The organism is Streptomyces sp. A 4/2, from assembly GCF_940670765.1.
Classification (GTDB): domain Bacteria; phylum Actinomycetota; class Actinomycetes; order Streptomycetales; family Streptomycetaceae; genus Streptomyces.
In genome coordinates, this window is the sequence record NZ_CALNVW010000037.1 from 40409 (window position 1) to 64320 (window position 23912).

20 protein-coding genes and 1 other RNA gene are annotated in these 23912 nt (G+C 71.4%); 13 read left to right on the plus strand and 8 right to left on the minus strand.

Features of this window, described 5'->3' with window-relative positions; all coding sequences use genetic code 11:
* Positions 1 to 2 precede the first annotated feature (2 nt).
* From NBY69_RS27130 to NBY69_RS27140, 3 genes are all read left to right on the plus strand, one after another.
* On the plus strand, positions 3 to 1442 hold the full coding sequence (locus tag NBY69_RS27130; protein WP_250304326.1) for a UbiD family decarboxylase: 1440 nt from the start codon (positions 3 to 5) through the stop codon (positions 1440 to 1442).
* A 199-nt stretch (positions 1443 to 1641) separates the two neighbouring features.
* Entirely contained in the window at positions 1642 to 2232 is a 591-nt protein-coding gene (locus NBY69_RS27135; RefSeq protein WP_250304623.1) for a UbiX family flavin prenyltransferase, read from the plus strand.
* A gap of 130 nt (positions 2233 to 2362) precedes the next feature.
* Positions 2363 to 3886 (plus strand): MFS transporter, encoded by a 1524-nt coding sequence (locus NBY69_RS27140; protein WP_250304329.1) that lies wholly within the window; start codon positions 2363 to 2365, stop codon positions 3884 to 3886.
* A gap of 83 nt (positions 3887 to 3969) precedes the next feature.
* Here the strand turns inward: NBY69_RS27140 and NBY69_RS27145 are convergent, their stop codons facing one another.
* From NBY69_RS27145 to NBY69_RS27160, 4 genes are read right to left on the minus strand one after another with little or no spacing between them, the layout of a single operon-like run.
* Positions 3970 to 4575, minus strand: coding sequence for a response regulator transcription factor (locus NBY69_RS27145; protein WP_250304330.1), 606 nt, complete (start codon positions 4573 to 4575; stop codon positions 3970 to 3972).
* 31 nt (positions 4576 to 4606) lie between these two features.
* A complete protein-coding gene (locus NBY69_RS27150) occupies positions 4607 to 5824 on the minus strand; it encodes a sensor histidine kinase (protein WP_250304331.1) in 1218 nt (405 codons plus the stop codon).
* Positions 5825 to 5835: 11 nt separating this feature from the next.
* Positions 5836 to 6561: an ABC transporter permease gene (locus NBY69_RS27155; RefSeq protein WP_250304332.1), complete on the minus strand. Its 726-nt coding sequence runs from the start codon at positions 6559 to 6561 to the stop codon at positions 5836 to 5838.
* A complete protein-coding gene (locus NBY69_RS27160; protein WP_250304334.1) occupies positions 6561 to 7580 on the minus strand; it encodes an ABC transporter ATP-binding protein in 1020 nt (339 codons plus the stop codon). Before NBY69_RS27160 ends, NBY69_RS27155 begins: the two co-directional genes overlap by 1 nt.
* 273 nt (positions 7581 to 7853) lie before the next feature.
* Between NBY69_RS27160 and NBY69_RS27165 the strand changes: the two genes are divergently transcribed.
* From NBY69_RS27165 to NBY69_RS27175, 3 genes are all read left to right on the plus strand, one after another.
* On the plus strand, positions 7854 to 8708 hold the full coding sequence (locus NBY69_RS27165; RefSeq protein ID WP_250304336.1) for a MaoC/PaaZ C-terminal domain-containing protein: 855 nt from the start codon (positions 7854 to 7856) through the stop codon (positions 8706 to 8708).
* An 87-nt stretch (positions 8709 to 8795) separates the two neighbouring features.
* Positions 8796 to 9872 carry a Zn-dependent alcohol dehydrogenase gene (locus NBY69_RS27170; RefSeq protein WP_250304339.1) on the plus strand — a complete coding sequence of 359 codons (1077 nt, stop codon included), beginning with the start codon at positions 8796 to 8798 and terminating at the stop codon, positions 9870 to 9872.
* A 216-nt stretch (positions 9873 to 10088) separates the two neighbouring features.
* On the plus strand, positions 10089 to 11033 hold the full coding sequence (locus NBY69_RS27175; protein WP_250304341.1) for a 3-oxoacyl-ACP reductase: 945 nt from the start codon (positions 10089 to 10091) through the stop codon (positions 11031 to 11033).
* Positions 11034 to 11114: 81 nt separating this feature from the next.
* Here NBY69_RS27175 and NBY69_RS27180 read toward each other — a convergent pair whose 3' ends face one another.
* Positions 11115 to 11291 carry a hypothetical protein gene (locus NBY69_RS27180; RefSeq protein ID WP_250304342.1) on the minus strand — a complete coding sequence of 59 codons (177 nt, stop codon included), beginning with the start codon at positions 11289 to 11291 and terminating at the stop codon, positions 11115 to 11117.
* 77 nt (positions 11292 to 11368) lie between these two features.
* A complete protein-coding gene (locus NBY69_RS27185; protein ID WP_250304344.1) occupies positions 11369 to 12592 on the minus strand; it encodes a hypothetical protein in 1224 nt (407 codons plus the stop codon).
* A gap of 187 nt (positions 12593 to 12779) precedes the next feature.
* On the opposite strand from NBY69_RS27185, the gene NBY69_RS27190 reads away from it, so the two are divergent.
* The 4 genes from NBY69_RS27190 to NBY69_RS27205 all read left to right on the plus strand — a co-directional run bounded on the left by NBY69_RS27190 (position 12780) and on the right by NBY69_RS27205 (position 16707).
* Positions 12780 to 13823 carry an ABC transporter substrate-binding protein gene (locus NBY69_RS27190; protein ID WP_250304346.1) on the plus strand — a complete coding sequence of 348 codons (1044 nt, stop codon included), beginning with the start codon at positions 12780 to 12782 and terminating at the stop codon, positions 13821 to 13823.
* A 138-nt stretch (positions 13824 to 13961) separates the two neighbouring features.
* Positions 13962 to 14822: a Nif3-like dinuclear metal center hexameric protein gene (locus NBY69_RS27195; protein WP_250304348.1), complete on the plus strand. Its 861-nt coding sequence runs from the start codon at positions 13962 to 13964 to the stop codon at positions 14820 to 14822.
* Positions 14819 to 15562, plus strand: a complete 744-nt coding sequence (locus NBY69_RS27200) for a zinc ribbon domain-containing protein (protein ID WP_250304625.1) — start codon at positions 14819 to 14821, stop codon at positions 15560 to 15562. Before NBY69_RS27195 ends, NBY69_RS27200 begins: the two co-directional genes overlap by 4 nt.
* Positions 15562 to 16707, plus strand: coding sequence for a bifunctional RNase H/acid phosphatase (locus NBY69_RS27205; RefSeq protein WP_250304627.1), 1146 nt, complete (start codon positions 15562 to 15564; stop codon positions 16705 to 16707). The genes NBY69_RS27200 and NBY69_RS27205 overlap by 1 nt, the downstream gene beginning before the upstream one ends.
* A 55-nt stretch (positions 16708 to 16762) precedes the next feature.
* Here the strand turns inward: NBY69_RS27205 and eda are convergent, their stop codons facing one another.
* On the minus strand, positions 16763 to 17383 hold the full coding sequence (gene eda, locus NBY69_RS27210; RefSeq protein ID WP_250304350.1) for a bifunctional 4-hydroxy-2-oxoglutarate aldolase/2-dehydro-3-deoxy-phosphogluconate aldolase: 621 nt from the start codon (positions 17381 to 17383) through the stop codon (positions 16763 to 16765).
* Positions 17384 to 17456: 73 nt separating this feature from the next.
* The gene (gene yaaA, locus NBY69_RS27215) at positions 17457 to 18239 is read right to left on the minus strand and encodes a peroxide stress protein YaaA (protein ID WP_250304352.1); all 783 of its coding nucleotides are present in this window, start codon (positions 18237 to 18239) and stop codon (positions 17457 to 17459) included.
* Positions 18240 to 18392: 153 nt separating this feature from the next.
* On the opposite strand from yaaA, the gene rnpB reads away from it, so the two are divergent.
* The 3 genes from rnpB to NBY69_RS27230 all read left to right on the plus strand — a co-directional run bounded on the left by rnpB (position 18393) and on the right by NBY69_RS27230 (position 23737).
* Positions 18393 to 18796, plus strand: an RNA gene (gene rnpB, locus NBY69_RS27220) — RNase P RNA component class A.
* 273 nt (positions 18797 to 19069) lie between these two features.
* Entirely contained in the window at positions 19070 to 20095 is a 1026-nt protein-coding gene (locus tag NBY69_RS27225) for a LuxR family transcriptional regulator (RefSeq protein ID WP_250304355.1), read from the plus strand.
* A 249-nt stretch (positions 20096 to 20344) separates the two neighbouring features.
* A complete protein-coding gene (locus tag NBY69_RS27230) occupies positions 20345 to 23737 on the plus strand; it encodes a S8 family serine peptidase (RefSeq protein ID WP_250304356.1) in 3393 nt (1130 codons plus the stop codon).
* Positions 23738 to 23912: the final 175 nt, after the last annotated feature.

Below are 23912 nucleotides of genomic sequence, written 5' to 3' on the forward strand. Positions count from 1 at the left end.
ACATGAGCGCATTCCGCGATCTCCGGCACTACATCGACCACATGACCGAGACCCTGGGGAAGGACGAGGTCCTCCGGATCGACGGCGCGGACCGGGATCTGGACATCGGCGGCATCACCGAACTGATGGCGGAGAAGGAAGGCCCCGCCCTGATGTTCGACAACATCCCCGGCTTCCCGGCGGGGCACCGGGTGTTCACCAACTTCATGGGGACGGCGGCCCGCACCGCGGTGGCCCTGGGGCTTCCGCCCACCACCGGGAAGCTGGACATCGTGCGGGCCTGGAAGGACCTGAGCAAGCGGCTCGAACCGGTCCCGCCGGTGGAGGTCGCCACCGGTCCGGTCCTGGAGAACGTCCTGGTCGGCGACGACGTGGACCTCGGGGTCTTCCCCGCGCCGCAGTGGCACGACGGGGACGGCGGGCGCTACATCGGCACCGCCTGCATGGTCATCACCCGCGACCCCGACAGCGGCTGGGTCAACGTCGGTACGTACCGGGCCTGTGTCCAGGGCCCGGACCGGCTCTCGCTCTGGATGCTCGGCAACCGGCACGCCAAGGCCATCGCCGAGAAGTACTGGCAGCGCGGCCGGGCCTGCCCGATCGCCGTGGTGGTCGGCCAGGACCCGATCCTCTCGACGGCGGCGGCCATCGCCGCGCCGTCCGGGATGTCGGAGTACGACCTGGCGGGCGGGCTCCGCGGGGAAGGCGTCGAGGTGCTGTACGCGCCGGGCAGCGACCTCCCGGTCCCGGCGTACGCGGAGATCGTCATCGAGGGGGAGATGCCGCCGGTCGAGGAGGAGTCCGTCCTGGAAGGCCCGTTCGGGGAGTGGACCGGCTACTACACCCACTCGGGCCAGGAGACCGTGGTCCGGGTCACCCGGATCATGCACCGCGACGACCCGATCATCCTGGGCGCCCCGCCCATGCTCCCGACCGTCCCGGCCGGTGACCAGGCCGTCCCGTTGTACTCGGCCTCGGTGACCTGGGACCACCTGGAAGCCTCCGGAGTGCAGAACATCAAGGGCGTGTGGGCCTACGCCCGGCAGCTCATGATGGTCGTCTCCATCGAGCAGACCGGCGCGGGCGACGCGATGCACGCGCTGCTCGCGGCGGCGGGGCGCAAGCGGACCGGCGGGATGGAGCGGTACTTCGTGGTGGTCGACGAGGACATCGACATCACCGACATCAACCACGTCCTGTGGGCGATGTTCACCCGCGTCGACCCGTCCGAGTCCCTCCAGGTGCTGCGGGCGCCCACCACGGCCATCGACCCGCGACTGTCGCCCGACAAGCGCGCCGCCGGTGACCTGGGGATGGGCATCGTGCTGATCGACGCGACCAAGCCGTTCGCGTGGAAGGACCAGTACCCGGCGGCCAACCGCGTCGACGACGCGACCCGCGAGGACCTGCGCAGGCGCTGGGCGGGCGTCCTGCCGCTGTAGGCCCGCGCCACAGGGGAGGGGAGGCCGCAGTGGCTCTCCCCTCCCCGGCCGGTCCGGCCGGTCCGTCCGTCCCCTATCCGCAGGGTGGTCCGGCCGGTCCGGTTCCCCTCCCCGGCCGGTCCGTCCCACCCCCTCCGCCCGATGCCCGCACCAGGAGCACGCTGTGACCCTCCCCACTCCCACCCCCACCCACGTACCCATCAGGCTCGTTGTCGGAGTCACCGGCGCCACCGGGGCCCCGATCGCTCTCCGGCTGCTGGAGGTCCTTCGGGAGGTGCCGGAGGTGGAGACCCATCTCGTCCTGAGCACCTGGGCCCGCTCCACCATCGAGGTGGAGACCTCCCGCACCAGCAGGCAGTTCGCCGAACTCGCCGATGTGACACATAAGTTCGGCGAGATGGGGGCCACGATCTCCTCCGGCTCCTATCCGGTCGCCGGCATGGTCATCGTCCCGTGCAGCATGAAGACCCTCGCGGCGGTACGGCACGGCTTCGCCGACAACCTCATCTCCCGCGCGGCCGATGTCACGCTCAAGGAGCGCCGCCCGCTGGTCCTCGTGCCCCGGGAGACACCGCTGAGCGAGATCCATCTGGAGAACATGCTCGCCCTCTCCCGGATGGGGGCCCGCATCGTTCCGCCGATGCCCGCCTTCTACGACATCCCGCGCGGGATCAGCGACATCGTGGACCACATCGTGATGCGGATCCTCGACCAGTTCGAGCTCCCCGCACCCACCGCGGACATCGCGGAGCGGTGGCAGGGCCTGGCCGACGCCCGCAGCGGGCAGTGACCGGCGGGTCGTCCGGTGCGTGACGGGACGGGGGCGGCTGCGCGGAAGAAGGTACTAGGCCGGATGGACCAGAGCGCTTGCGCTGATATGCGGATGCACGGGCCACCGGTCGGCTGCGAACATGGCATTCATGTCGCGAACCTCCTCGGACGGCCACATATCCGCCCCCCGCCCCCGGTCTTCCCGCACCCGGCCATCTACCTGGCTGGTGATCCTCGCCGCCTGTGCCGGTCAGTTCCTCGTCGTGCTCGACGTGTCCGTCGTCAACGTCGCCCTGCCCTCCATGCGCAGCAGCCTCGGACTCAGTTCCACCGGGCTGCAGTGGGTCGTCAACGCGTACGCCATCGCCTTCGCCGGATTCATGCTGCTGGGCGGCCGGGCCGGGGACCTCTTCGGGCGCAAGCGGATGTTCCTCGTCGGGCTCGGGCTCTTCACCCTCGCCTCGCTCGCGGGCGGACTCGCCCAGGAGGGCTGGCAGTTGCTCGCCGCGCGGGCCGTGCAGGGGCTCGGCGCCGCGGTACTGGCACCGTCGACGCTCACGATCCTCACCTCGGCCGTACCCGAGGGCGCGGCCCGCGCACGGGCCATCGCCACCTGGACGGCTGTCGGCGCGGGCGGTGGCGCCGCGGGCGGACTCGTCGGCGGCGCGCTGACCGACGCGCTGTCCTGGCGCTGGGTCCTGCTGATCAACGTGCCGGTCGGCGCGCTCGTCCTGGTCGGTGCGGCCCGCTGGATCAGCGAGAGCCGCGCCGGTGGCGCCCGGCGGCTCGACCTGCCCGGGGCGGTGCTGGTGACGGCGGGCACGGCCGTACTCGCGTACGGCATCGTGCAGACCGAGGCCGAGGGCTGGACCGCCGCCGCGACGCTGGTGCCGCTGCTCGCCGGAGTGGTGCTGATCGGGCTGTTCCTGACCGTCGAGGCGCGCACCCGGGTGCCGCTGATGCCGCTGAAACTGTTCAAGGTGCGTTCGGTGGCCGCGGCCAACGCGGCGATGTTCATCTGCGGTGCGGGCAGTTTCGGCATGTGGTACTTCATGACGCTCTACGCCCAGAACGTGCTCCACTACTCGCCGTTCGTCGCCGGGCTGGCGCTCATCCCCAGTTCGCTGAGCGTCGTCGCGGGCTCCAAGCTCGCGCCGCGGGTGATGGCGCGCGTCGGGGCCAAGCACGTGGCGGTCGTCGGCACGCTGATCACCGCCGTCGGGTTCGGCTGGCAGTCGACGATGACCGCGCACGGGACGTACGTCGTCTCGATCATGCTGCCCGGCATGCTGATGATGCTCGGCGCCGGACTGGCCATGACACCGCTCGCCTCGCTCGCCACCTCCGGCGCGGCACCCGGCGACGCGGGTCTGGTCTCCGGGCTGGTCAACACCGCCCGCACGCTGGGTGGTGCGCTCGGCCTCTCCGTACTCTCCACGGTCGCCGCGTCCGGCAGCCGGGGCGGCACCGGGGCCGAGGCACTGACCGCGGGGTACGGGCTGGCGTTCCGGTGGGGCGGGTTCATCCTGCTGGGGGCGGTGGTGCTGATGCTGCTGTGGATGCCGCGGGCCTCGGGCCCGATCCTCCGGCGCCCGGCGGCGTCGGGCCCGGCCGACGAGCGACGGGACCCGGCCGCACCGAGCCCGGCGGCAGCGAGCCCGTCCGACGACTGACCGCGGGGGCCGCCGGGCCCCCAGGGCTGTTGGACACCCTGGGCTGTTGGGCTAACTGGGCTGTAGCCGGGAAGGCTTTCCGGCTACAGCCAGCCCCGCTGCCGGGCCGACCGCACCGCCTCCATGCGGTTACGGGTCCCCGTCTTGCCGATGGCCGACGAGAGGTAGTTGCGGACCGTCGACTCCGAGAGGTGCAGCTTGCCCGCGATGTCCGAGACGGTCGCCCCGTCCACCGAGGCGTTCAGCACCTCGCACTCGCGGGCGGTCAGCGGACTGGGTCCCGCGCTGAGCGCCGCCGCGGCCAGGGCCGGGTCGATGACCGTCTCCCCGGCCAGCACCCGGCGGATCGCGGCGGCCAGCTCCTCCACCGGCCCGTCCTTGACCAGGAATCCCGCGGCCCCCGCCTCCATCGCACGGCGCAGATAGCCGGGCCGGCCGAAGGTGGTGAGGATCAGCACCCGGCAGCCGGGGGCCTCCGTACGCAGGTCGGCGGCGGCGTCCAGCCCGCTGCGGCCCGGCAGTTCGATGTCCAGGAGCGCCACATCGGGGGACGAGGCAAGGACCTCCGGCACGATCTGGTCACCGGTGGCCACCTGGGCGACCACCTCGATGTCCTCCTCAAGTCCGAGGAGCAGGGCGAGCGCACCCCGCATCATTCCCTGGTCTTCGGCGAGGAGGACTCGGATCATTCGCTGCTCTCCCTGTTCCACTTCCACCGGCTCACCCGGCCGGTTCTTCCCGGTCCGGCGCCGCGTCGGCCGGGAGTTCGGCCACCAGCCGGAAACCGGACCGCTGGCCGGGGCCCGCCTCCAGGGATCCGCCGGCCGCCGCGAGGCGTTCGGTCAGACCCTTCAGCCCGCTGCCGGGTGGCGTAGAGCCTACGCCGCGACCGTTGTCCTTGATCACCAGGCGGACGCGTTCGGGTGCTCCGCCGTCCACGGTGATCTGGCAGCGGGTGGCACCGCTGTGCCGTACGGCGTTGGTGACGGACTCCCGGACGACCCAGCCGAGCAGCGCGGCGTTCTCCGGCGCCAGCGGCGGGCCCGACTGCCGTACGACGGGCTCGATCCCGGCCGCGGTGAGCGCCGAACGGGCCCGGTCGAGTTCGCTGGCCAGGCTCGCGTCGCGATACCCGGTGACCGCCTCGCGGATCTCGGTGAGGGCCTGTCTGCCGACGGTCTCGATGTCGGAGATCTGACCGAGCGCCGCCTCCATGTCGCGCGGGGCGATCCGGCGGGCGGCCTCCGACTTCACGACGATCACGGAGAGCGTGTGGCCGAGCAGGTCGTGCAGATCGCGGGAGAAACGCAGCCGCTCCTGCTCCACCGCCGAACGGGCCAACTCCTGCCGGGTGGAGCGGAGTTCCATGACCGTCTCGGAGAGCGTCAGGACCGCGGCGGTCACCGCGCCGGAGATGAACGTGCCGTAGCCGAGCGTCCAGGGGTCCCAGGGGCTGTGCCCCTCCTGCCCCGAGATGTAACCCGCGGAGCCCGCGACCACCACCAGTGCCAGCCCGAGTTGCCGGTCGCGCAGGGTGGTGCCGATGGCCAGCGAGAGCAGCGGGAAGAACAGCAGCCAGTTGTCCCCGTAGCCGAGGGCCAGGCCGTAGGTGATGGCCGCCATCAGACCCAGCAGGTACAGCGTGACGTGGCTCTTCCGCTTCTCCGGGTCGAAGGCGCGGAACGCCACCGAGACGTAGAGGGAGTTGAAGGCCAGCAGCCCGGCCCCGCCGATCCACGGGTTGGGGGCGTCGCCGCCGATCAGGTTGGAGAAGCTGCCCAGGCCGAGCAGCAGCCACGGCAGCAGGGCGAAGGCGTTCGGCGGGCCGGGACGTTTCTGCTCCTCGGCCTCCTTCAGCCGCTCCTTGTGCCGCTTCCACCCCTCGCGCAGCCCGTGCGGTCGACGTGGCCCACGCGGCCCGTTCAGCTTCTCGCCCATCGCCTCTCCCGTCACACGGTCCTCGCGGACCGACGGTACGAGATCACCGCGTACGTGCCGAACACCAGGAGCCAGGCCACCAGCACCGCGACCGTACCGGGACCGGGCGCGCTGCCGTGGGTGGTGGACCAGCCCAGCTCGGCGAACCGGTTGGTCGGTGTGTACCGGGCGACCGAGCGCAGCCAGCCGGGGAAGGCGTCGACGGGGAACCACAGGCCGCCGACGATCGCGAGCCCCATCAGACAGGCCACGTTCACCACGCCCGTCGTCTGGGCGGTCAGCCGGTAGCCGTTGCCGATGCCCAGCAGCGTGAAGGGCAGTGCGCCGATCCAGAGCAGCAGGGCGAGCACCACCCACTGCCAGGCGTCCATCCGTACGCCGTTGACCAGTACCCCGGACAGCAGCACCGCCAGAATGCCCGGCAGTACGGTCGCCGAACCCGCGATCGCCCGGCCCAGCACCACCTGGGAGGGCGGCAGCGGAGTCACCCGCAACTGCCGCAGCCAGCCCAGGGACTTGTCCGAGGCGACGCCGGTACCGACGCCGAGCGCGGCGCCCAGCGCTCCGTACGCGGCCATACCGACCATCGAGGTGACCCGCCAGGCGGCCGACGCCGAGTCGGTGGGGCCGATGTTGGTGAACAGCAGATACATCATCACCGGCATCCCCACGCCGAAGACGACGAATCCGGTGTCGCGCAGGGTGCGCCGCACTTCGAGCTTGATGTACTCCAGCATCAGACGTCCGCCTTCTGGGGTCGGGGCGCGGTTCCGTGCCCGCTCTCGTTCGTGGGTTCGCCGGGTACGTGGGCGGGTTCGTGCGAGGTGAGTTCGTGCGAGGCGGGTTCGTGCGAGGCGGGTTCGTGCGAGGTGAGGCGGAGGAAGGCGTCCTCCAGGGTGGCCGGGGCGACCGCGAGTCCGCGGATCGCGCCCAGCTCCGCGAGGGCGACGACGGTGGCGTCGGAGTCGTCCGTACGCAGCGACGCCCGGTCCCCGCGGATCTCCACGGCGGTGACGCCGGGCAGCAGCGGAAGCCCTTCCGTTCCCCGGCCCGCCAGGTCGAAGGAGACCAGGCTGCCGCCCGCCGAGCGCTTGATCAGCTCGGCGCTGCCGTCCGCGACGATCCGGCCCCGGTCGATGACCACGATGCGGTCGGCGTTGCCGTCGGCCTCCTCCAGGTAGTGCGTGGAGAAGAGCACGGTGTTCCCTCGTCGCGCGTACGCCCGCATGGAGTCCCAGAACGCCCGCCTGGCCTCCACGTCGAGCGCGGCGGTCGGCTCGTCGAGGACGATCAGCTCCGGGTTCCCGGCGAGCGCCACGGCGAACCGGACCCGTTGTGTCTGGCCGCCGGAGAGCTTGTCGACCCGGCGGCCCGCGAACTCGGCGAGGCCCGCCATGTCCAGCGCCTCGGACACCGGGAGGGGGCGCGGGTACGTACTGGCGACGAAGGCGACCAGTTCCCGCACCGTCACCCGGGGGATCGGCTGCCCGGTCTGCAGCATCGCCCCCACCAGCCCGGCCCGTACCGCCTGTTCGGGCGTCCGGCCGAAGAGCCGCACCTGCCCGCTGTCGGGCTGGTCGAGCCCGAGTAGCAGTCCGATCGTGGTGGACTTCCCGGCCCCGTTGCGCCCCAGGAGCGCGACGGTCTCCCCGCGGTGGATCTCCAGATCGGCGCCGTCCACGGCCCGTACCGCGCCGAAGGTCTTGACCGCGCCGGTGAAGCTCACCGCGGGGCCGGTGTCTGCTGTCTGCGTCATGACCCCCACGCTACGGAGCGGGCCGGGCCGCGCGGCAGATGCGCATGTACGGACCCGGCCGGGACAAATGTCACGGCCGACCGGAGGTCCGACAGAGATCTGACGTGGCGTCAGGAGTCTTCACAAGTGCTGAGGGGTGCGTTATACATGGGGTCATCGGCCTAGAACGCGTTCTACAAAGGGCGCCGGAGGTCGGTCCCGTACGACCTCGGTGCGCCTGACGGTGCGGACGGTCGCACCGAGGTCTTTCCCTCGTCAAGGAGCCCTCGCCCCATGCCCATTGATGCCGCAGAGGCCGTTGCCGCCGAACCTCGCTCCAGCGAGATCACCTGGGGCCACAAGGACGTCCAGCTCTACCACCTCGGGGTCGGCGCCGGTCTGCCCGCCACCGACGCCGACGAGCTGCGCTACACCCTGGAGTCCAGGCTGCACGTCCTGCCCAGCTTCGCCACGGTCGCCGGCGCGGGCACGGCCCTGGCGGGCGGCCTCACCGCACCCGGGATCGAGGTGGACCTCGCCGCCGTCCTGCACGGCGGGCAGACCGTCGTCCTGCACCGGCCGATCCCCGTCGAGGGCACGGCCGTCTCCGCGTCCCGCGTCCAGGCGGTGTACGACAAGGGGAAGGCCGCCGTCATCGTGCTGCGCTCCGAAGTGAGTGACGCCGAGGGCCCGTTGTGGACCAGCGACTCCCAGATCTTCGTACGGGGCGAGGGCGGGTTCGGCGGCGAACGCGGCCCCTCGGCCCGGCTCGAACTCCCCGACCGGGCGCCCGACCGCACCGAGGAGCGCCCGATCCGCCCGGACCAGGCCCTGCTCTACCGGCTCTCCGGCGACTGGAACCCGCTGCACGCCGACCCGGAGTTCGCCAAGCTCGCCGGGTTCGACCGGCCGATCCTGCACGGGCTCTGCTCGTACGGAATGACGCTCAAGGCCGTCGTCGACACCGTGCTCGGCGGCGATGTCGCCCGGGTCGACTCGTACACCACCCGCTTCGCCGGTGTCGTCTTCCCCGGCGAGACCCTCCGGCTCCGGATGTGGGAGTCGCCGGGCCGTGTCCAGGTGGTCGTCTCGGCCGTCGAACGGGACGACGCGCCGGTCCTCGCCGACACCGTCGTCACGCACCACTGACCGGCACCGTCGTCACGCACCACTGACCGGCACCGTCGTCACACACCACTGACCCACCAGAAGTAGCCGTATGTGAGGAGCCGCACCATGCGCGCAGCCGTACTGCACGAGATAGGCCAGGAGAAGCTCGAGGTCCACGACGACGTCGAGGCGGTGGGCTTCGGCCCCGGCAAGGTCAAGATCAGGGTCCGGGCCACCGGGCTCTGCCACTCGGACGTCTCCGCGATGAACGGGGTGCTTCCGCAGCCCGCGCCGTTCGTCCCCGGCCACGAGGGCGCGGGCGAGATCCTGGACGTCGGCGACGGGGTCACGGGTCTCAGCCAGGGCGACCGGGTGGTGCTCTGCTGGCTGCCCGCCTGCGGGATCTGCCCGGCCTGCAAGCGCGGCCAGACCGAGCTGTGCCTCGCCGGGTTCATGAACGCGGGCACCCCCAACTTCAAGCGCCCCGGCGGCGATGTCTTCGGATTCGCCGGGACCGGCACCTTCACCGAGGAGGTCGTCGTGGGCGCGGGGTGCGCGGTGCCCATCCCCGACGACGTGCCGTTCGAGATCGCCGCGCTCATCGGCTGCGGCGTCACGACCGGGCTCGGCGCCGCCATCAACACCGCTGATGTGCAGGCCGGTTCGTCGGTCGCGGTCATCGGCTGCGGCGGCGTCGGCATCTCCGCGATCCAGGGCGCGCGGCTCAGGGGCGCCTCCCAGATCATCGCCGTCGACCCGGTCGCCTCCCGCCGGGAGGCCGCGCTGAAGTTCGGCGCGACGGAGGCCATCGCCCCGGACGCGCTGACCGACGCCAAGCAGCGCATCACGGCGGGGGAGGGCTTCGACTACGTCTTCGAGGTCGTCGGCAAGTCGGCCACGGCCCGGACGGCGTACGAGACGACCCGGCGCGGCGGCACCCTGTGCGTGGTCGGCGCGGGCGCCATGGACGACTTCCTCCAGCTCAACATGTTCGAGCTGTTCTTCGACGAGAAGCGGATCCTGCCCTCCATGTACGGCGGCGGGGACGTCGTCCGCTCCTACGAGCGGGCCATCTCGCTCTGGCGGGCCGGACGCATCGACCTCGAAGGGCTGATCACGCACCGGGTGCCGCTCGCCGGGATCAACGACGCGCTGGTGCAGATGCGTACGGGCGAGGCGCTGCGCACCTGCATCGAGATCTGAGGGATCCGAGGGATCCGAGGGATCTGGGAGGAGGCCTGAGGGATCTGTGAAATCCGAGGGATCCGTGAGATCCGTGAGATCCGAGGGATCCGAGGGATCCGTGAGATCCGAGCCGCGCCGGTCCTCAGAGCCGGTAGCGCTGTAACGGAGACGCCGTAACGGAGACGCCGTAACCGGAGACCTGTGGCTCCGGAGACCCGTAAGGAGAGCTGGTCCATGTCTTTGCCACTCGATGGCCTGTCCGCGATCGTCACCGGGGCCGGCCGCGGCCTCGGCCGTGCCGAGGCGCTGGAACTCGCCCGGCTCGGCGCGAGTGTCGTCGTCAACGACTTCGGCCAGCCGGGCCGCGACGGTTCCGGCGAGGCGTCCGCCGCGCCCGCCGAGGAGGTGGCCGCCGAGATCCGCGCGGCGGGCGGGCAGGCGGTCGCCCACCTCGGCGACGTCGCGGACCACGAACAGGCCCGCGCCCTGGTGCAGTTGGCGGTCGACACCTACGGGAAGCTCGACATCCTGGTCAACAACGCGGGCATCCTGCGGGACCGCATGGTGTTCTCGATGAGCGAGAGCGAGTGGGACTCGGTGATCCGGGTCCACCTCAAGGGCCACTTCAACACCACCCACTTCGCCTCCGTCCACTGGCGGGAGCGTTCCAAGGCCGCGGGCGGACCGGTCTACGGCCGGATCGTCAACACCTCCTCGGAGGCGTACCTGGCAGGCTCGGCGGGCCAGCCGAACTACGCGGCGGCCAAGGGCGGTGTCGTCGGGCTGACCACGTCGACGGCGCTGGCCCTCGGCAAGTACGGGGTGACCGCCAACGCGATCTGCCCGCGCGCCAGGACCCGGATGACCGAGGACGTCTTCGCCGGATTCCAGGAGCCGGGCGCGGGCGAGCTGGATCCGCTGGCCCCCGAGCACGTCTCCCCGCTCGTCGGCTACCTCGCGTCCCCGGCCGCGGCCCAGGTCAACGGGCAACTGCTCGTGGTGCACGGCGGGATGGTCGCCGTCGTGGAACGGCCCAGGGTGGCCGCGAAGTTCGACACCGCGAAGACCGTGTTCTCGTACGAGGAGCTGGACGAGGTGCTCTCCCCGTACTACGCGGACCGGCCGCCGAACGAGACCTTCGCGGCCTCGGAGGTCCTGGGACTCAAGCACAGCGGCTGACGGGCCGCTGCCACCGGCGCACAGGGAAGGGACCGGCCCCCGAGGGGACGGTCCCTTCCCTGTGCGCGTACGCGTGATCGGTCAGGCAGCACCGGTGCGTTGCTCCGCCGCGCGGCGGTGGCGGCCGTTGGTCTCGGCCTCCGACGCCTCGGTGGGCGCCGCACTCCCTCGGTGCTTTCCGGAGCCTCCGGCTTCGCCCCGGCCCGCGGTCGCAGGCTGCGGCCTCGTCCGGGCGGTGTCGGTCCTGGCTTCAGACATGATGAGACGTCTCCCCCGTCAAATCGCTCGCTTACTTCAGTTACTGCAGCGCTGCTCGTGTGGGCAGGCCCGAGATTCTAACCAGCCTGCGGGCGCCCGTTGAGAGGCGCCTGCTGCAACGGTACGGGCTTGCACACAACAGGAGTGTCAGGGGGGCCGCACGGTTCCTGACCAGGGACTTCCACTTGTGCGGGTTCTGTGCCCACCCCCATGGACAGCTCGATGGAGAGGTCGCAGGGCACCTCGCCGAGCGGCGCGATGTCCACCACTGAGACCGGTACCGGGCCCGTGGAGCACGGCAGCCTGAGCACCCCTTCCGCGGTCCACAGCCCGGCCCCCGCCAACCACCCCTCGGGCGCGGCCCGTTGCAGCAGCCGCCGGGCCGCGGGCCGCCACACCCCCAGCCAGCTGCCCGCCGCGCCGTCGATCCGCAGCGCGACCCCGCAGGTCTCCGGCATCAGCACCTGCCCCGGCTGCACGGCGAACGGCGAGACCACCGCGTCGTCCAGCCGCAGACACTCCGGGAAGCGCACCGGCCGCCGGCTCCCCAGGACGCCCCAGCCCAGCCGGTCGTACCCGGGCGCGTTCGACCGTACGAGCAGCAGGCCGCTGTCCGCGTCGGCCAGCAGCAGGCGGTCGTCGCTGTCGTCGGTGATCTGGAGCAGCGGGGTGACTTCGCCGCCCCGTTCCAGGTCGACCGCCACCGCCTTGGTGACCCCGTCCGTCTCCCGGTCCAGGGCCAGCATCCGGCCCGTACGGTCCAGCCACACCCCGCCGGTGCAGCGCCCCGGCACCTCCGTGACGTACTCGGGCCCGAAGGCCCCGCCCGCCACCAGCCAGACCGTGGTCGCGTGCTCGCCCGGCGCCAGGGCGTAGGCGCAGGCGCTGCCCGGCGCGGGCGGCAGCAGGGTCAGCCGCTCGCACTCGACGCCCCCCAGGGGCACCTCGCCGGTGCCCGGACCGGTCGGATAGAGCAGGGAGAAGGTGTGCCGCCCCTCGATGAACCGGCGGATCAGCACCCGCCCGTCGGCCAGCGGCAGCACGTCGGAGTCCGGCTCCTCGGGCTGGTGGCCGGGCAGTTCCACCGCGTACGGCTCGGGTCCGTCCAGCGTCCAGCGCTCGGGGAACCAGGCGTCCCCGCTGCGGCGGGCCAGCCGGGCGGCGTAGGACCCGTCGTGGGCAAGGGTGAAGTCCGTCCGCCGTACCGCGTCGAGACCGTCCGCGGTGTTCGCGAGGGTCGTGGCGGTCGTGTGGGGCTGCGTCGCGGTCATCGTCGCGGTTGTCGTGGCCGGGGCTGTCATCGTTCGGTCACCTCCGGACACCGAAGCTAGTTTTCGTACGTCCTGCCGAACCAGCCGGGTCGGACGAAGTCCCTCGTAAGGGTGGCCACCGCGGGGTTCGGCTGAGAAGGAGGGGGTGGGTGTGCTCGGCGGGAGAGGGGTGGTTAAGGTTAGGCACACCTAAGTAACCCTTGTCAGGAGCTTTGCCATGTCCGTACGTCGCCGCAGCGCAGCTGTCGCCGCCCTCGCGCTCACCGGCGCGCTCACCCTCGCCGCCTGCGGAAGCAGTGACAGCGGGGACGGCGCCGCGAGCTCCGACAAGGCCAACTCGGCGGCCAAGAAGGACGTCGCGACCGGGGGCAAGGACTTCGGGGACGCCGCGAAGAAGACCGCCGCGTTCGGTACGGACGCCAAGCCCGGCCAGTTCCCGCGCACCATCACCCAGGCCATGGGCAAGACCGTGCTCAAGGCGAAGCCCCAGCGGGTCGTCGTCCTCGACGTCGGCGAGCTGGACAACGTCGTCTCCCTCGGCATCAAGCCGGTCGGCTACGCGCCCACCGAGGGCAGCGAGGGCATTCCCAGCTACCTCAAGAAGAACGCCGGGAACCCGAAGAACGTCGGCACGATCAACAACCTCAACCTGGAGGCCATCGCCAACCTCCACCCGGACCTGATCCTCGGCAGCCAGCTGCGCGCGGCGGACAAGTACGACGCACTCAAGAAGATCGCGCCGACCGTCTTCTCCATCCGTCCGGGCTTCACCTGGAAGCAGAACTACCTGCTGAACGCGGCGGCGCTCGACCGGACCGCCCAGGCCAAGGCCGAACTCGGCTCGTACGAGAAGCGCGCCAAGCAGCTCGGCGCCGACGTCGGCCCGCACAAGCCGACCATCTCGATGGTCCGGTACATGCCGGACCGGATCCGCCTCTACGCGCAGCAGTCCTTCATCGGCACGATCCTCCAGGACGCCGGGCTGCCGCGGCCCAAGAGCCAGCAGGTGAACGACCTCGCCGTGGAGATCAGCCCCGAGAAGATCGACTCCGCGGACGCCGACTGGATCTTCACCGGCGTGTACGGCGACCCCAAGGCCACCAAGCGCGACACCGTCCAGTCCAACCCGCTCTGGAAGAACCTCAAGGCGGTCAAGGACGGGCAGGCGAAGAACGTTCCCGACGAGACCTGGTACCTGGGTCTGGGCGTGACCGCGGCCGACAAGGTCCTCGACGACCTCCAGCACTACCTCGTCAAGTAACACCGGCTCGTCAAGTGACACCGGCTCGTCAAGTGACACCGGCTGGTCAAGTGACACCGGCTGGTCAAGTGAGGCCGGCTGGTTCACCGACCAGGCCCGACCGGCAGCCGGGGCACGGAGCGCAGGTAACCTGTAGCCGTGCCCCGTCTGTCTGAAGTCATCGCCGCACTCGACGCCCTCTGGCCTCCCGAGCGGGCCGAATCCTGGGACGCCGTCGGTACGGTGTGCGGCGATCCGCAGGCCCCCGAAGGTGTCGACCGGGTCCTCTTCGCCGTCGACCCCGTCCAGGAGATCGCCGACGAGGCGGTGGAGCTCGGCGCCCAGCTGATCGTCACCCACCACCCGCTCTATCTGCGCGGGACGACGACGGTCGCTGCCGACACCTTCAAGGGCCGTGTCGTGCACACCCTGATCCAGCACGGCATCGCCCTGCACGTCGCACACACCAACGCCGACACCGCCGACCCCGGGGTCTCCGACGCGCTCGCCGGGGCGCTGGACCTGCGGGTCGTGGGCCCCCTCGTACCCGACCCGGCCGACCCGCACGGGCGGCGGGGCCTCGGCCGGGTGTGTGAGCTCGACCACCCGGTGACCCTGCGGGAGTTCGCCGCACGGGCCGCCGCACGGCTCCCCGCCACCGCGCAGGGCATCCGCGTCGCGGGCGACCCCGACGCCCTCGTCCACACCGTCGCGGTCAGCGGCGGCTCCGGCGACAGCCTCTTCGACCAGGTACGCGCCAGTGGCGTCGATGCCTTCCTCACCGCCGACCTGCGCCACCACCCGGTGTCCGAGGCGGTGCAGCAGTCACCGCTCGGGCTGCTCGACGCGGCGCACTGGGCCACCGAGTGGCCCTGGTGCACGCAGGCCGCGGCGCAGCTCGACGCGATTTCCGACCGGAACGGATGGGGTCTGCGTACCCACGTCTCCCGTACGGTCACAGACCCCTGGACCGCCCACGCGGCGTCCACCGCAACCGATCCTTCTGGAGCCCCCAACTGAACGCCGCGCACGCCGACCAGATCCGACTCCTCGACGTCCAGTCCCTCGACGTACGGCTGTCGCAGCTCGCGCACAAGCGCAAGTCGCTTCCCGAGCACGCCGAGATCGACTCCCTGACCAAGGACCTCACCCAGCTCCGCGACCTGCTCGTCGCCGTGCGGACGGAGGAGAGCGACACCGCCCGCGAGCAGACCAAGGCCGAGCAGGACGTCGACCAGGTCCGCCAGCGCTCGGCGCGCGACCAGCAGCGGCTCGACTCCGGTGCGGTCAGCTCGCCCAAGGACCTGGAGAACCTCCAGCGCGAGATCACCTCGCTCGCCAAGCGCCAGGGCGACCTGGAGGACGTCGTCCTCGAAGTGATGGAGCGCCGCGAGTCCGCGCAGGAGCGCGCCACCGAACTCACCGAGCGGGTCGGGTCCGTCGAGGGCAAGGTCGCCGACGCCACCGCGCGCCGCGACGCCGCCGCCGGGGAGATCGACCGCGAGGTCGCCACCCTCACCAAGGAGCGTGAGGTGGTGGCCGCCTCGGTCCCCGCCGACCTGATGAAGCTGTACGAGAAGCTGCGGGTGCAGCAGGGCGGCGTCGGCGCGGCCCGTCTCTACCAGCGCCGCTGCGAGGGCTGCCGCCTGGAGCTCAACATCACCGAGGTCAACGAGGTGAAGGCGGCTCCCGCCGACTCGGTGCTGCGGTGCGAGAACTGCCACCGCATCCTGGTGCGTACGGCCGACTCGGGTATCTGATGCGGGAGTTCGTCGTCGAGGCGGACGGCGGTTCCCGGGGCAACCCGGGGCCCGCCGGCTACGGCGCGGTCGTGCTCGACCCGGCCACCGGGGAGACCCTGACCGAGGCCGCGGAGTTCATCGGTTTCGCCACGAACAACGTGGCCGAGTACCGGGGCCTCATCGCCGGGCTCCGGGCCGCCGCGGCGCTGGACCCCGCCGCTCGGGTCCGGGTCCGGATGGACTCCAAACTCGTCGTCGAGCAGATGTCGGGGCGCTGGCAGATCAAGCACCCGGACATGAAGCCGCTGGCGGCGGAGGCCGCCACCGTGCTGCCCCGGTCACAGGTGACGTACGAGTGGATCCCGCGCGAGCGGAACAAGCACGCGGACCGGCTCGCCAACGAGGCGATGGACGCGGGCAGGGACGGCAGGCAGTGGGAGCCGTCGGACTCGACGGCGGACCTGGGCGCGCCGTCCGCCCCTGAGGCGACCGGTGCCCCGGCCGCCCCGCCGGTCGGCTGGTCGGCCCCGGCCGACCTGGGCGCCCCGGCGACCTTCGTACTGCTGCGCCACGGCGAGACGGCGCTCACCCCGGAGAAGCGGTTCTCCGGCAGTGGCGGCACGGACCCCGAGCTGTCCGCGACCGGCCGCGAGCAGGCGGAACGGGCCGCGGCGGCGTTCGCTGCCCGCGGCACGATCCAGGCGGTCGTGTCGTCACCGCTGCGCCGCTGCCGCGAGACGGCGCAGACGGTGGCGGACCGGCTGGGTCTGCCGGTCCGGATCGAAGAGGGCCTGCGTGAGACGGACTTCGGTGCCTGGGAGGGCCTGACGTTCGGCGAGGCGCGCGAGCGGTACCGCGCCGACCTCGACGCCTGGCTCGCCTCGCCCAAGGCGGCCCCGACCGGCGGCGGCGAGAGCTTCGCGACAGTGGCCCGCAGGGTCGCGTCCGCCCGCGACCGGCTGATCGCCGGGCACCGGGGGACGACGGCGCTGCTGGTCACGCATGTCACACCGATCAAGACACTGGTACGGCTCGCGCTGGGCGCGCCGCCCGAGTCGCTGTTCCGGATGGAACTCTCGGCGGCCTCGGTGTCGGCGGTGGCGTACTACGCGGACGGCAACGCGTCCGTACGGCTGCTGAACGACACGTCACACCTGCGCTGAGCGGAAACCCGCTTCGGGCGGAACGTGCTTCGGCCGCCGGTCGACCGGACCCGCGTCACGCCACGCGCAGCGCCGCCGCACCCCGCGCCAGTGACTCCACCCGCGCCCAGTCCCGGGTGGCGACGGCTTCCGCCGGGAGCATCCAGGTCCCGCCGACGCAGCCCACGTTCGGCAGCGCCAGATACGACGGCGCGGACGTCAGCGAGATCCCGCCGGTGGGGCAGAACCGCGCCTGCGGCAGCGGCCCCCCGAGCGACTTCAGGTAGGGCGTCCCGCCCGCCGCCTCCGCGGGGAAGAACTTCATCTCGGTGATCCCGCGCTCCAGCAGCTGCACGACCTCCGAGGTCGTGGAGACGCCCGGCAGGAACGGCACACCGGATTCCGTCATCGAGCCCAGCAGCCGGTCCGACCAGCCGGGGCTGACCAGGAACCGGGACCCCGCGGCGAGTGCCTGAGCGACCCCCTCGGGGGAGATCACGGTGCCCGCGCCGACCACCGCGTCCGGCACCTCGGCGGCGATGGCCCGGATCGCGTCCAGCGCGGCGGGTGTCCGCAGCGTCACCTCGATCGCGGGCAGCCCGCCCGCGACCAGCGCCCGCGCCAGCGGTACGGCATCGGCTGCGTCGTCGAGCACGACGACAGGGACCACGGGGGCAAGGTCGAGCACGGAAGTCATACCGGCATCCTGCCCCGGCACACACGTCACGCGCAACGCCCGTTGCATCCTGTGCAACGGGCGTGGGTGTGGCTCAGTGGATCTCGGTCACCAGTACATCCAGCTCCCAGGCCTTCCCGGCCTTCGCCGGAGCCGATGCCTCCACCACGTACCCCAGCTCCCGCAGGGTCTCGACGAGGGCGGCGGGGCCGGCCGGTGCGGCGCCCGCGAGCAGCAGATCGCGCACCATCCGCCCCTTCGTCGCCTTGTTGAAGTGACTGACGACCTTCCGGGTCGGCGCGTGCAGCACCCGTACCGAAGCCGTACGCTCCGCGACCTCACCCTTCGGCTTCCATGCCGTCGCATAGGCGGCCGACCGCAGATCGAGCACCAGCCCACCGCCCGCGACCTCGGGCATGACGGCGGCCATCGGCGCCCGCCAGTGCGCCCCGAGCGCCCCGAGGCCCGGCAGCTTCACCCCCATCGAGCAGCGGTACGAGGGGATCCGGTCGCCGATCCGTACGGCACCCCACAGCCCGGAGAACACCAGCAGGGACGTCGCGGCCCGCCGCCGGGCCGACGCGTCGAGGGAGCCGAGGTCCAGTGCGTCGTAGAGCACGCCGGTGTAGATCTGACCGGCGGGACGCGCGCCCGCGGTCCGCAGCCCCGTGTTCTTGGCGACCTCGCCGCGCAGCCCCTCGCTCAGCCCGAGGACCTCGCGCGCCTTCTCCTCGTCCGCCGCGCACAGCTCGACCAGTTCGTCCAGCACCGCGGCCCGTGCCCCGGCCAGCCCCGGCAGCGACAGCGACTCCGGCTTCAGCGGGGCACCGGAGCCGCTCGCGGCCTTTCCTTCGGACGGCGGCAAGAGCACGAGCACGGCAGGTCTCCTTCGTACGTGAGCAGCAACAGCCAGCGTAAAGGTGCGGCACTCGGTACCGGCCCGGACCACCGTCCCGCCTCCGTCCCGCCCCGGCCCGCAGTCGGCCGGCTCCGGCAGGGCCGCGACCGGCTACGATGTCCGTACGGCGGACGAGTCGGCCGGACGGCCGCGTGGGGATCTCCGGATCCTCCCGAGGAACGTCCGGGCTCCACAGGGCAAGGTGGTGGCTAACGGCCACCCGGGGTGACCCGCGGGACAGTGCCACAGAAAACAGACCGCCGGGGTCCGCAAGGCCCCCGGTAAGGGTGAAACGGTGGTGTAAGAGACCACCAGCGCCTGAGGTGACTCAGGCGGCTAGGTAAACCCCACCTGGAGCAAGGTCAAGAGGGGTTGTCGCAAGACGATCCTGCGCGGACGTTCGAGGGCTGCTCGCCCGAGTCCGCGGGTAGACCGCAGGAGGCCGGCAGCAATGCCGGTCGTAGATGGATGGCCGTCTCCCCGGCGACCGCGAGGTCACCGGGTGACAGAACCCGGCGTACAGGCCGGCTCGTCCGCCGCCATCTGTGAAGTTTTCCCGGAAGGGGCCTCCGACGTGTGTCGGAGGCCCCTTCCGGGCTTCAGGGGCACGGGCTCCTCAGGGGCACGGACTTCAGGGAGCAGTGGCTCTTCCGTGCCTCCCGCCCGGGACATGTCCACCCACCGGTACCGACAGGCGAAGCGGAAAACGACGTATTCCGGTTGAGAGATAGGGTTCGACGGAAAAGACCCGCTCGGTGCACGTGAGTTGTGCCGGGGCCGGACACGGTGGCCGCCCCAGGAGGAACCGGATGCTGCAGGCGCTCGGACTGGGCCCACCCGAAGAGGCCATATACACGGCCCTGTTGGCGCGCCCGGCGGCATCCGCGCAGGACCTCGCCCAGCAGACCGGACTGGACGAGGCCGAGAGCGACCGGATCCTGCTCGGCCTCGCGGCGCGCGGCTTGGTGGCCGTCGCCACCGGGACGGGGATTCCCGGCCCGGTCGAACCCGCCGAGGCCGGTCCCGGGGCCGCCCGCTACCGGCTCACCCCGCCCTCGGTGGCCCTGGCCCCCCTCCTCGTCGAGCAGCGCAACGCCCTGCACCTGGCCGAGACCGCGTATGCGCAGCTGACCGAGCAGTACCGCAACACCGCCGCACACACGGCGGGCGGTGTCGTGGAGGTGGTCGTGGGTGTGGAACAGGTGGCGCACCGCTTCCACCAACTGCAGTCCGGGGCCCAGCGGGAGCTGTTCGTCTTCCTCGTCGGCGAGCCCATCGCGGTGCCGCGCGAGGACACCGACACGTCGGAGAGTTCCGCTCTGGACCGCGGCGTCGACTTCCGGGTCGTGGCCGCCAAGAACTATTTCGACGGCCACGAGGCCGTGCGGGACGTGCGGGAGGCCGTCATGGGGGGCGTCGAGCTGCGCGTGGCCGACTCGTTGCCGCTCAAGATGGTCATCTCCGACCGGGAACGCGCCATGGTGCCCCTGGACATGACGGATCCCGGAGGCGAGCCGAGCGCCATCGTGGTGCACCGCAGCGGCCTGCTGACGGCCCTGGTGCATCTCTTCGAGAAGGAATGGGCTCAGGCCCGGCCGCTGTACACCACCCCCACGGGCCTTGGCGAGGAGCCGGCCGCCGAACAGCAGCCGTCCGAGGAGGAGTTGGAGGTACTCGCCATGCTGCTGGCCGGGATCTCCGACCGGCGGGCAGCGTCCCAACTCGGCCTCTCCCTACGCACCGTGGAGCGTCGGGTGCGCCGGCTGATGGACCTCGCGGGAGTGGAATCGCGCCTCCAGCTCGGATGGCACGCCGCGCGCATGGGCTGGCTCTGATCCCGTCCCCGGCGCGTCCGGGGCACGGGCCGTCCGGTAGTCCCCGGGGCGGGTACACCCGCTCTCAGCTGGAAGTACGTTCATCCACCTGACCGGGAGAGCCCGGTCAGGTGAACCGCCGGAAGTGACCGGCTGGCGGAATGCCGCCACGTGGGGAACCCGCCACACGTGGGCACCCCTGAGTGATCCGTATCCCTGCCAGGATGCAGCCGCAGCATGGCACGTTCACGGTTTCGATTAGGGAGATTCATGTATCCGATAGCGCGAATTGCCTTGGGCGCGGCTACCGCCGCGGTCCTGGCAGTCACGGCCGTCGCGCCGTCCGGGGCGGCAGCGGACACACCGCCCGGCGGTTCCCCGGGCAAACGTCCTGTCGTCGGCAGCGGGGCCGCGGCAAAGGACGGCAAGCAGGTCACCGTCACGCTCGTCACCGGCGACAAGGTACTGGTGACCACGGACCCGTCGGGCCACAGCTCGGCAGCCGTACTGCCCCGCAAGGACGGCGTACAGCCGATCGTGCAGACGTACCAGCGGGGCAAGGACCTCTACGTCTACCCGGACGACGCCTCCCGGGCGATCGCCGAGGGCAAGGTCGACGAGCAGCTGTTCAACGTCAGTGGGCTCATCCGTCAGGGATACGACGACACCCACTCCGACACGCTGCCGCTGATCGCCACCTACCGGAACAGCGTGAACGTTGCCGACAGCGCACCGGCGGCTCCCCGTGGAGCCGAGCGGGGTCTGAGTCTCCCGGCCGTGGACGGTGTCGCGCTGAAGGCCGACAAGGACACCGCCGCCACCTTCTGGCAGGACGTCACCGACAACCGCTCCCGTTCCGGCTCCTCGCTGAAGAAGCTGTGGCTGGACAGCAAGGTCAAGGCCACGCTGGCCCAGTCCACCAAGCAGGTGCACGCGCCGGAGGCCTGGGCCGAGGGCTACGACGGCAAGGGCACCAAGGTCGCCGTCCTGGACACGGGCGTGGACGCCCAGCACCCGGACCTGGTGAACCGGGTCGCCGCGTCCAAGAACTTCACGGACTCCGACAGCACCGACGACCGGCACGGTCACGGCACCCACACCGCCTCCACGGTGGGCGGCTCCGGAGCGGCCAGTGACGGCCGCGAGAAGGGCGTCGCCCCCGGGACCTCCCTGCTCATCGGCAAGGTCCTCAACGACAGCGGCTCCGGTGACAGTTCCTGGATCATCGCGGGCATGCAGTGGGCCGTCGACCAGAAGGCCGACGTCGTCTCCATGAGCCTCGGCAACCCCGCGATCGGCGACTGCACCGACCCGCTGGCCGAGGCCGCGAAGCAGCTCTCGCAGAGCACGCACACCCTGTTCGTCATCGCCGCGGGCAATGCCGGATCGGCCAGTGAGACCGTCTCCTCGCCCGGCTGCGCGCCCGGCGTGCTGACCGTCGGCGCTGTCGGCCAGGACGACACCACCGCGCCGTTCTCCAGCCGCGGCCCGGTGGCCGTCACCCACACCCTCAAGCCCGAGATCGCCGCCCCCGGCGTCGACATCCTGGCCGCCAAGGCGGGCGGGCGCGGCGTCTACGCGTACCAGACGATGTCGGGTACCTCCATGGCGACCCCGCACGTCGCGGGCGCGGCGGCCATCGTCCGCCAGGCCCACCCGGACTGGACCGCGCAGCAGATCAAGGCGGCCCTGGTCTCCTCCGCCCGTACCGGCGGCAAGATCGCGGGCGCCGACCAGACCGGCGCCGGTGTCCTCGACGTGGCCACGGCGGTGCACCAGAAGGTGCTCTCCGCGCCCGCCGTCCAGGGCGGCAGTTTCAACTGGCCGCAGGACGCCTCGGACCGCACCACCGTGCAGGTGCCCTTCACCAACACCAGCACCGGTGACCTCACCTTGGGCCTCAAGGTCAGCGGCGTGCACGGCAACGACGGCAGCGACGTCAACTCCGGCGTCGTCAAGCTGGACCAGAGCAAGGTGACCGTTCCCGCGGGCGCCACCGTCCAGGTGCCGGTGCGGATCAACCCCACCGCTCACCTCCAGGCCGGCCAGTACGGCGCGGTCACCGGCCGGATCATGGCCACCGGCAGCGACGTGCACGTCTCCGTACCGGTCACGCTCTACGTCCAGCCGGAAACCGTCACCCTCCGGGTCAAGGTCATCGACCGCAACGGGCAGCCCGCGAACGGTGCTTCCTCCCTGGACCTGGTCAGCCTCGACACCGCCAAGGGTGAGCGCCGCAGCAACGCGGGCGCGACCGACCAGACGTACAGCGTGCGTCCGGGCGACTACGCCCTCTCCAGCTTCGTGGCCACCTACGACGCGAACAACGCGGCCGAGTCCATCGGCTACCTCGGGCGCCCGCAGCTGCGGATCACCGGGGACACCACGGTCGTCCTCGACGCGCGCAAGGCCCACCGGATAAGCGTGCGCACCGACCGCCCCTCGACGGTCACCCACACCACCTTCAGCTACGCCCGCACCTGGGACGACACCTGGCAGCTGGACGGATCGCTCATGGCCGGCAGCGCCGTGCAGAAGTTCTACGCCTCCGTCGACGGGCGCGCGAAGAAGGGCTTCTTCGAGTTCCGGCCCACCTGGCGCGCGACCGGTTCCCAGGGCGGATCGTCCTATGTCTACAACCTCTCGTTCCCGAGCCAGGGCCCGCTGCAGTCCGACCACGTGTACCAGTCGAAGGACTCGAAGCTGGCCCAGGTCACCGAGAAGTGGTACGCCCTCGGCAAGGAGGCCGACTACCTCGACGGACTCTTCATCGGTCCTTCCTGGAACACGAACACCTCGATCACGGTGAGCCTGTTCGACCCGGTCCATGTGCCCGGTACCCGTACCGCCTACTACACGACCGGCGACGACGTCTGGTCCCACGGCGCGATGAGCAGCTTCCCGTTCGCCGCGTTCATGAGCGACCAGAACCGCACCTACCGGGCAGGGGACCGGCGTTCCGAGGAGTGGTACCGCGGTCTCCTGCGGCCGGCGGCGCCGCGTGACACGGACGGCAAGCCGGTGCTGGCCGCCGAGCGGCAGGGTGACCTGATCGGCTTCCAGAGCGCGCTCTGGCTCGACGCGTCCGGTGACCACTGGTCCGGCGGCGCGTCGTTCGGCGACCTCGGCAACCTGGTGCTGAAGCGCAACGGCGAGCAGATCGCCACCAGCACCTATCCGTACGACGCGTTCGCGGTTCCGGCCGAGGACTCCGCGTACGAGCTCACCCAGAACCTGGACAAGATTCCGTCCTCGGACCGGAGCTGGCTGCGCTCCACCGATATCACCACCACCTGGAGCTTCCGCTCCCACCTGGAGTCGGACGTCTACTCCCGCGGTCTGCCGATCCTCTTCCCTGACTACGACCTGCCGGTGGACGGCATGAACACGCTGCCCGCGAAGAGCGGCATCAAGGTCGGCCTGTCGGTCGAGGGCCACGCCGGGTACACCCCGGGCACGATCACCGCGGCCTCGCTGTCCTACTCCTACGACGGCGGCACCACCTGGACCCAGGCGCCGACCGAGCAGAAGAACGGCAAGTGGACGGCCGTCCTCGACCACACCGGCGCCGCCGGTAAGCAGGTCACGCTGAAGACCACCTTCACGGACTCGAACAAGAACGCGGTCAGCCAGACGATCACCCGCGCCTACGACGTCCGGTAACCACACAGCACGCGCACGGCAACGACACAGCCGGGCCGGGCGGTCCCCCGTACCAGGGGGACCGCCCGGCCCTCGTCGTGCCCTCGTCGTGCCCTCGTCGTGCCATCGGCGTCGAAGTCGGCGAACCGCGTGCCCGCTCCGCGCATCGCCACTCGTACGGGCGCACTTCAGCACG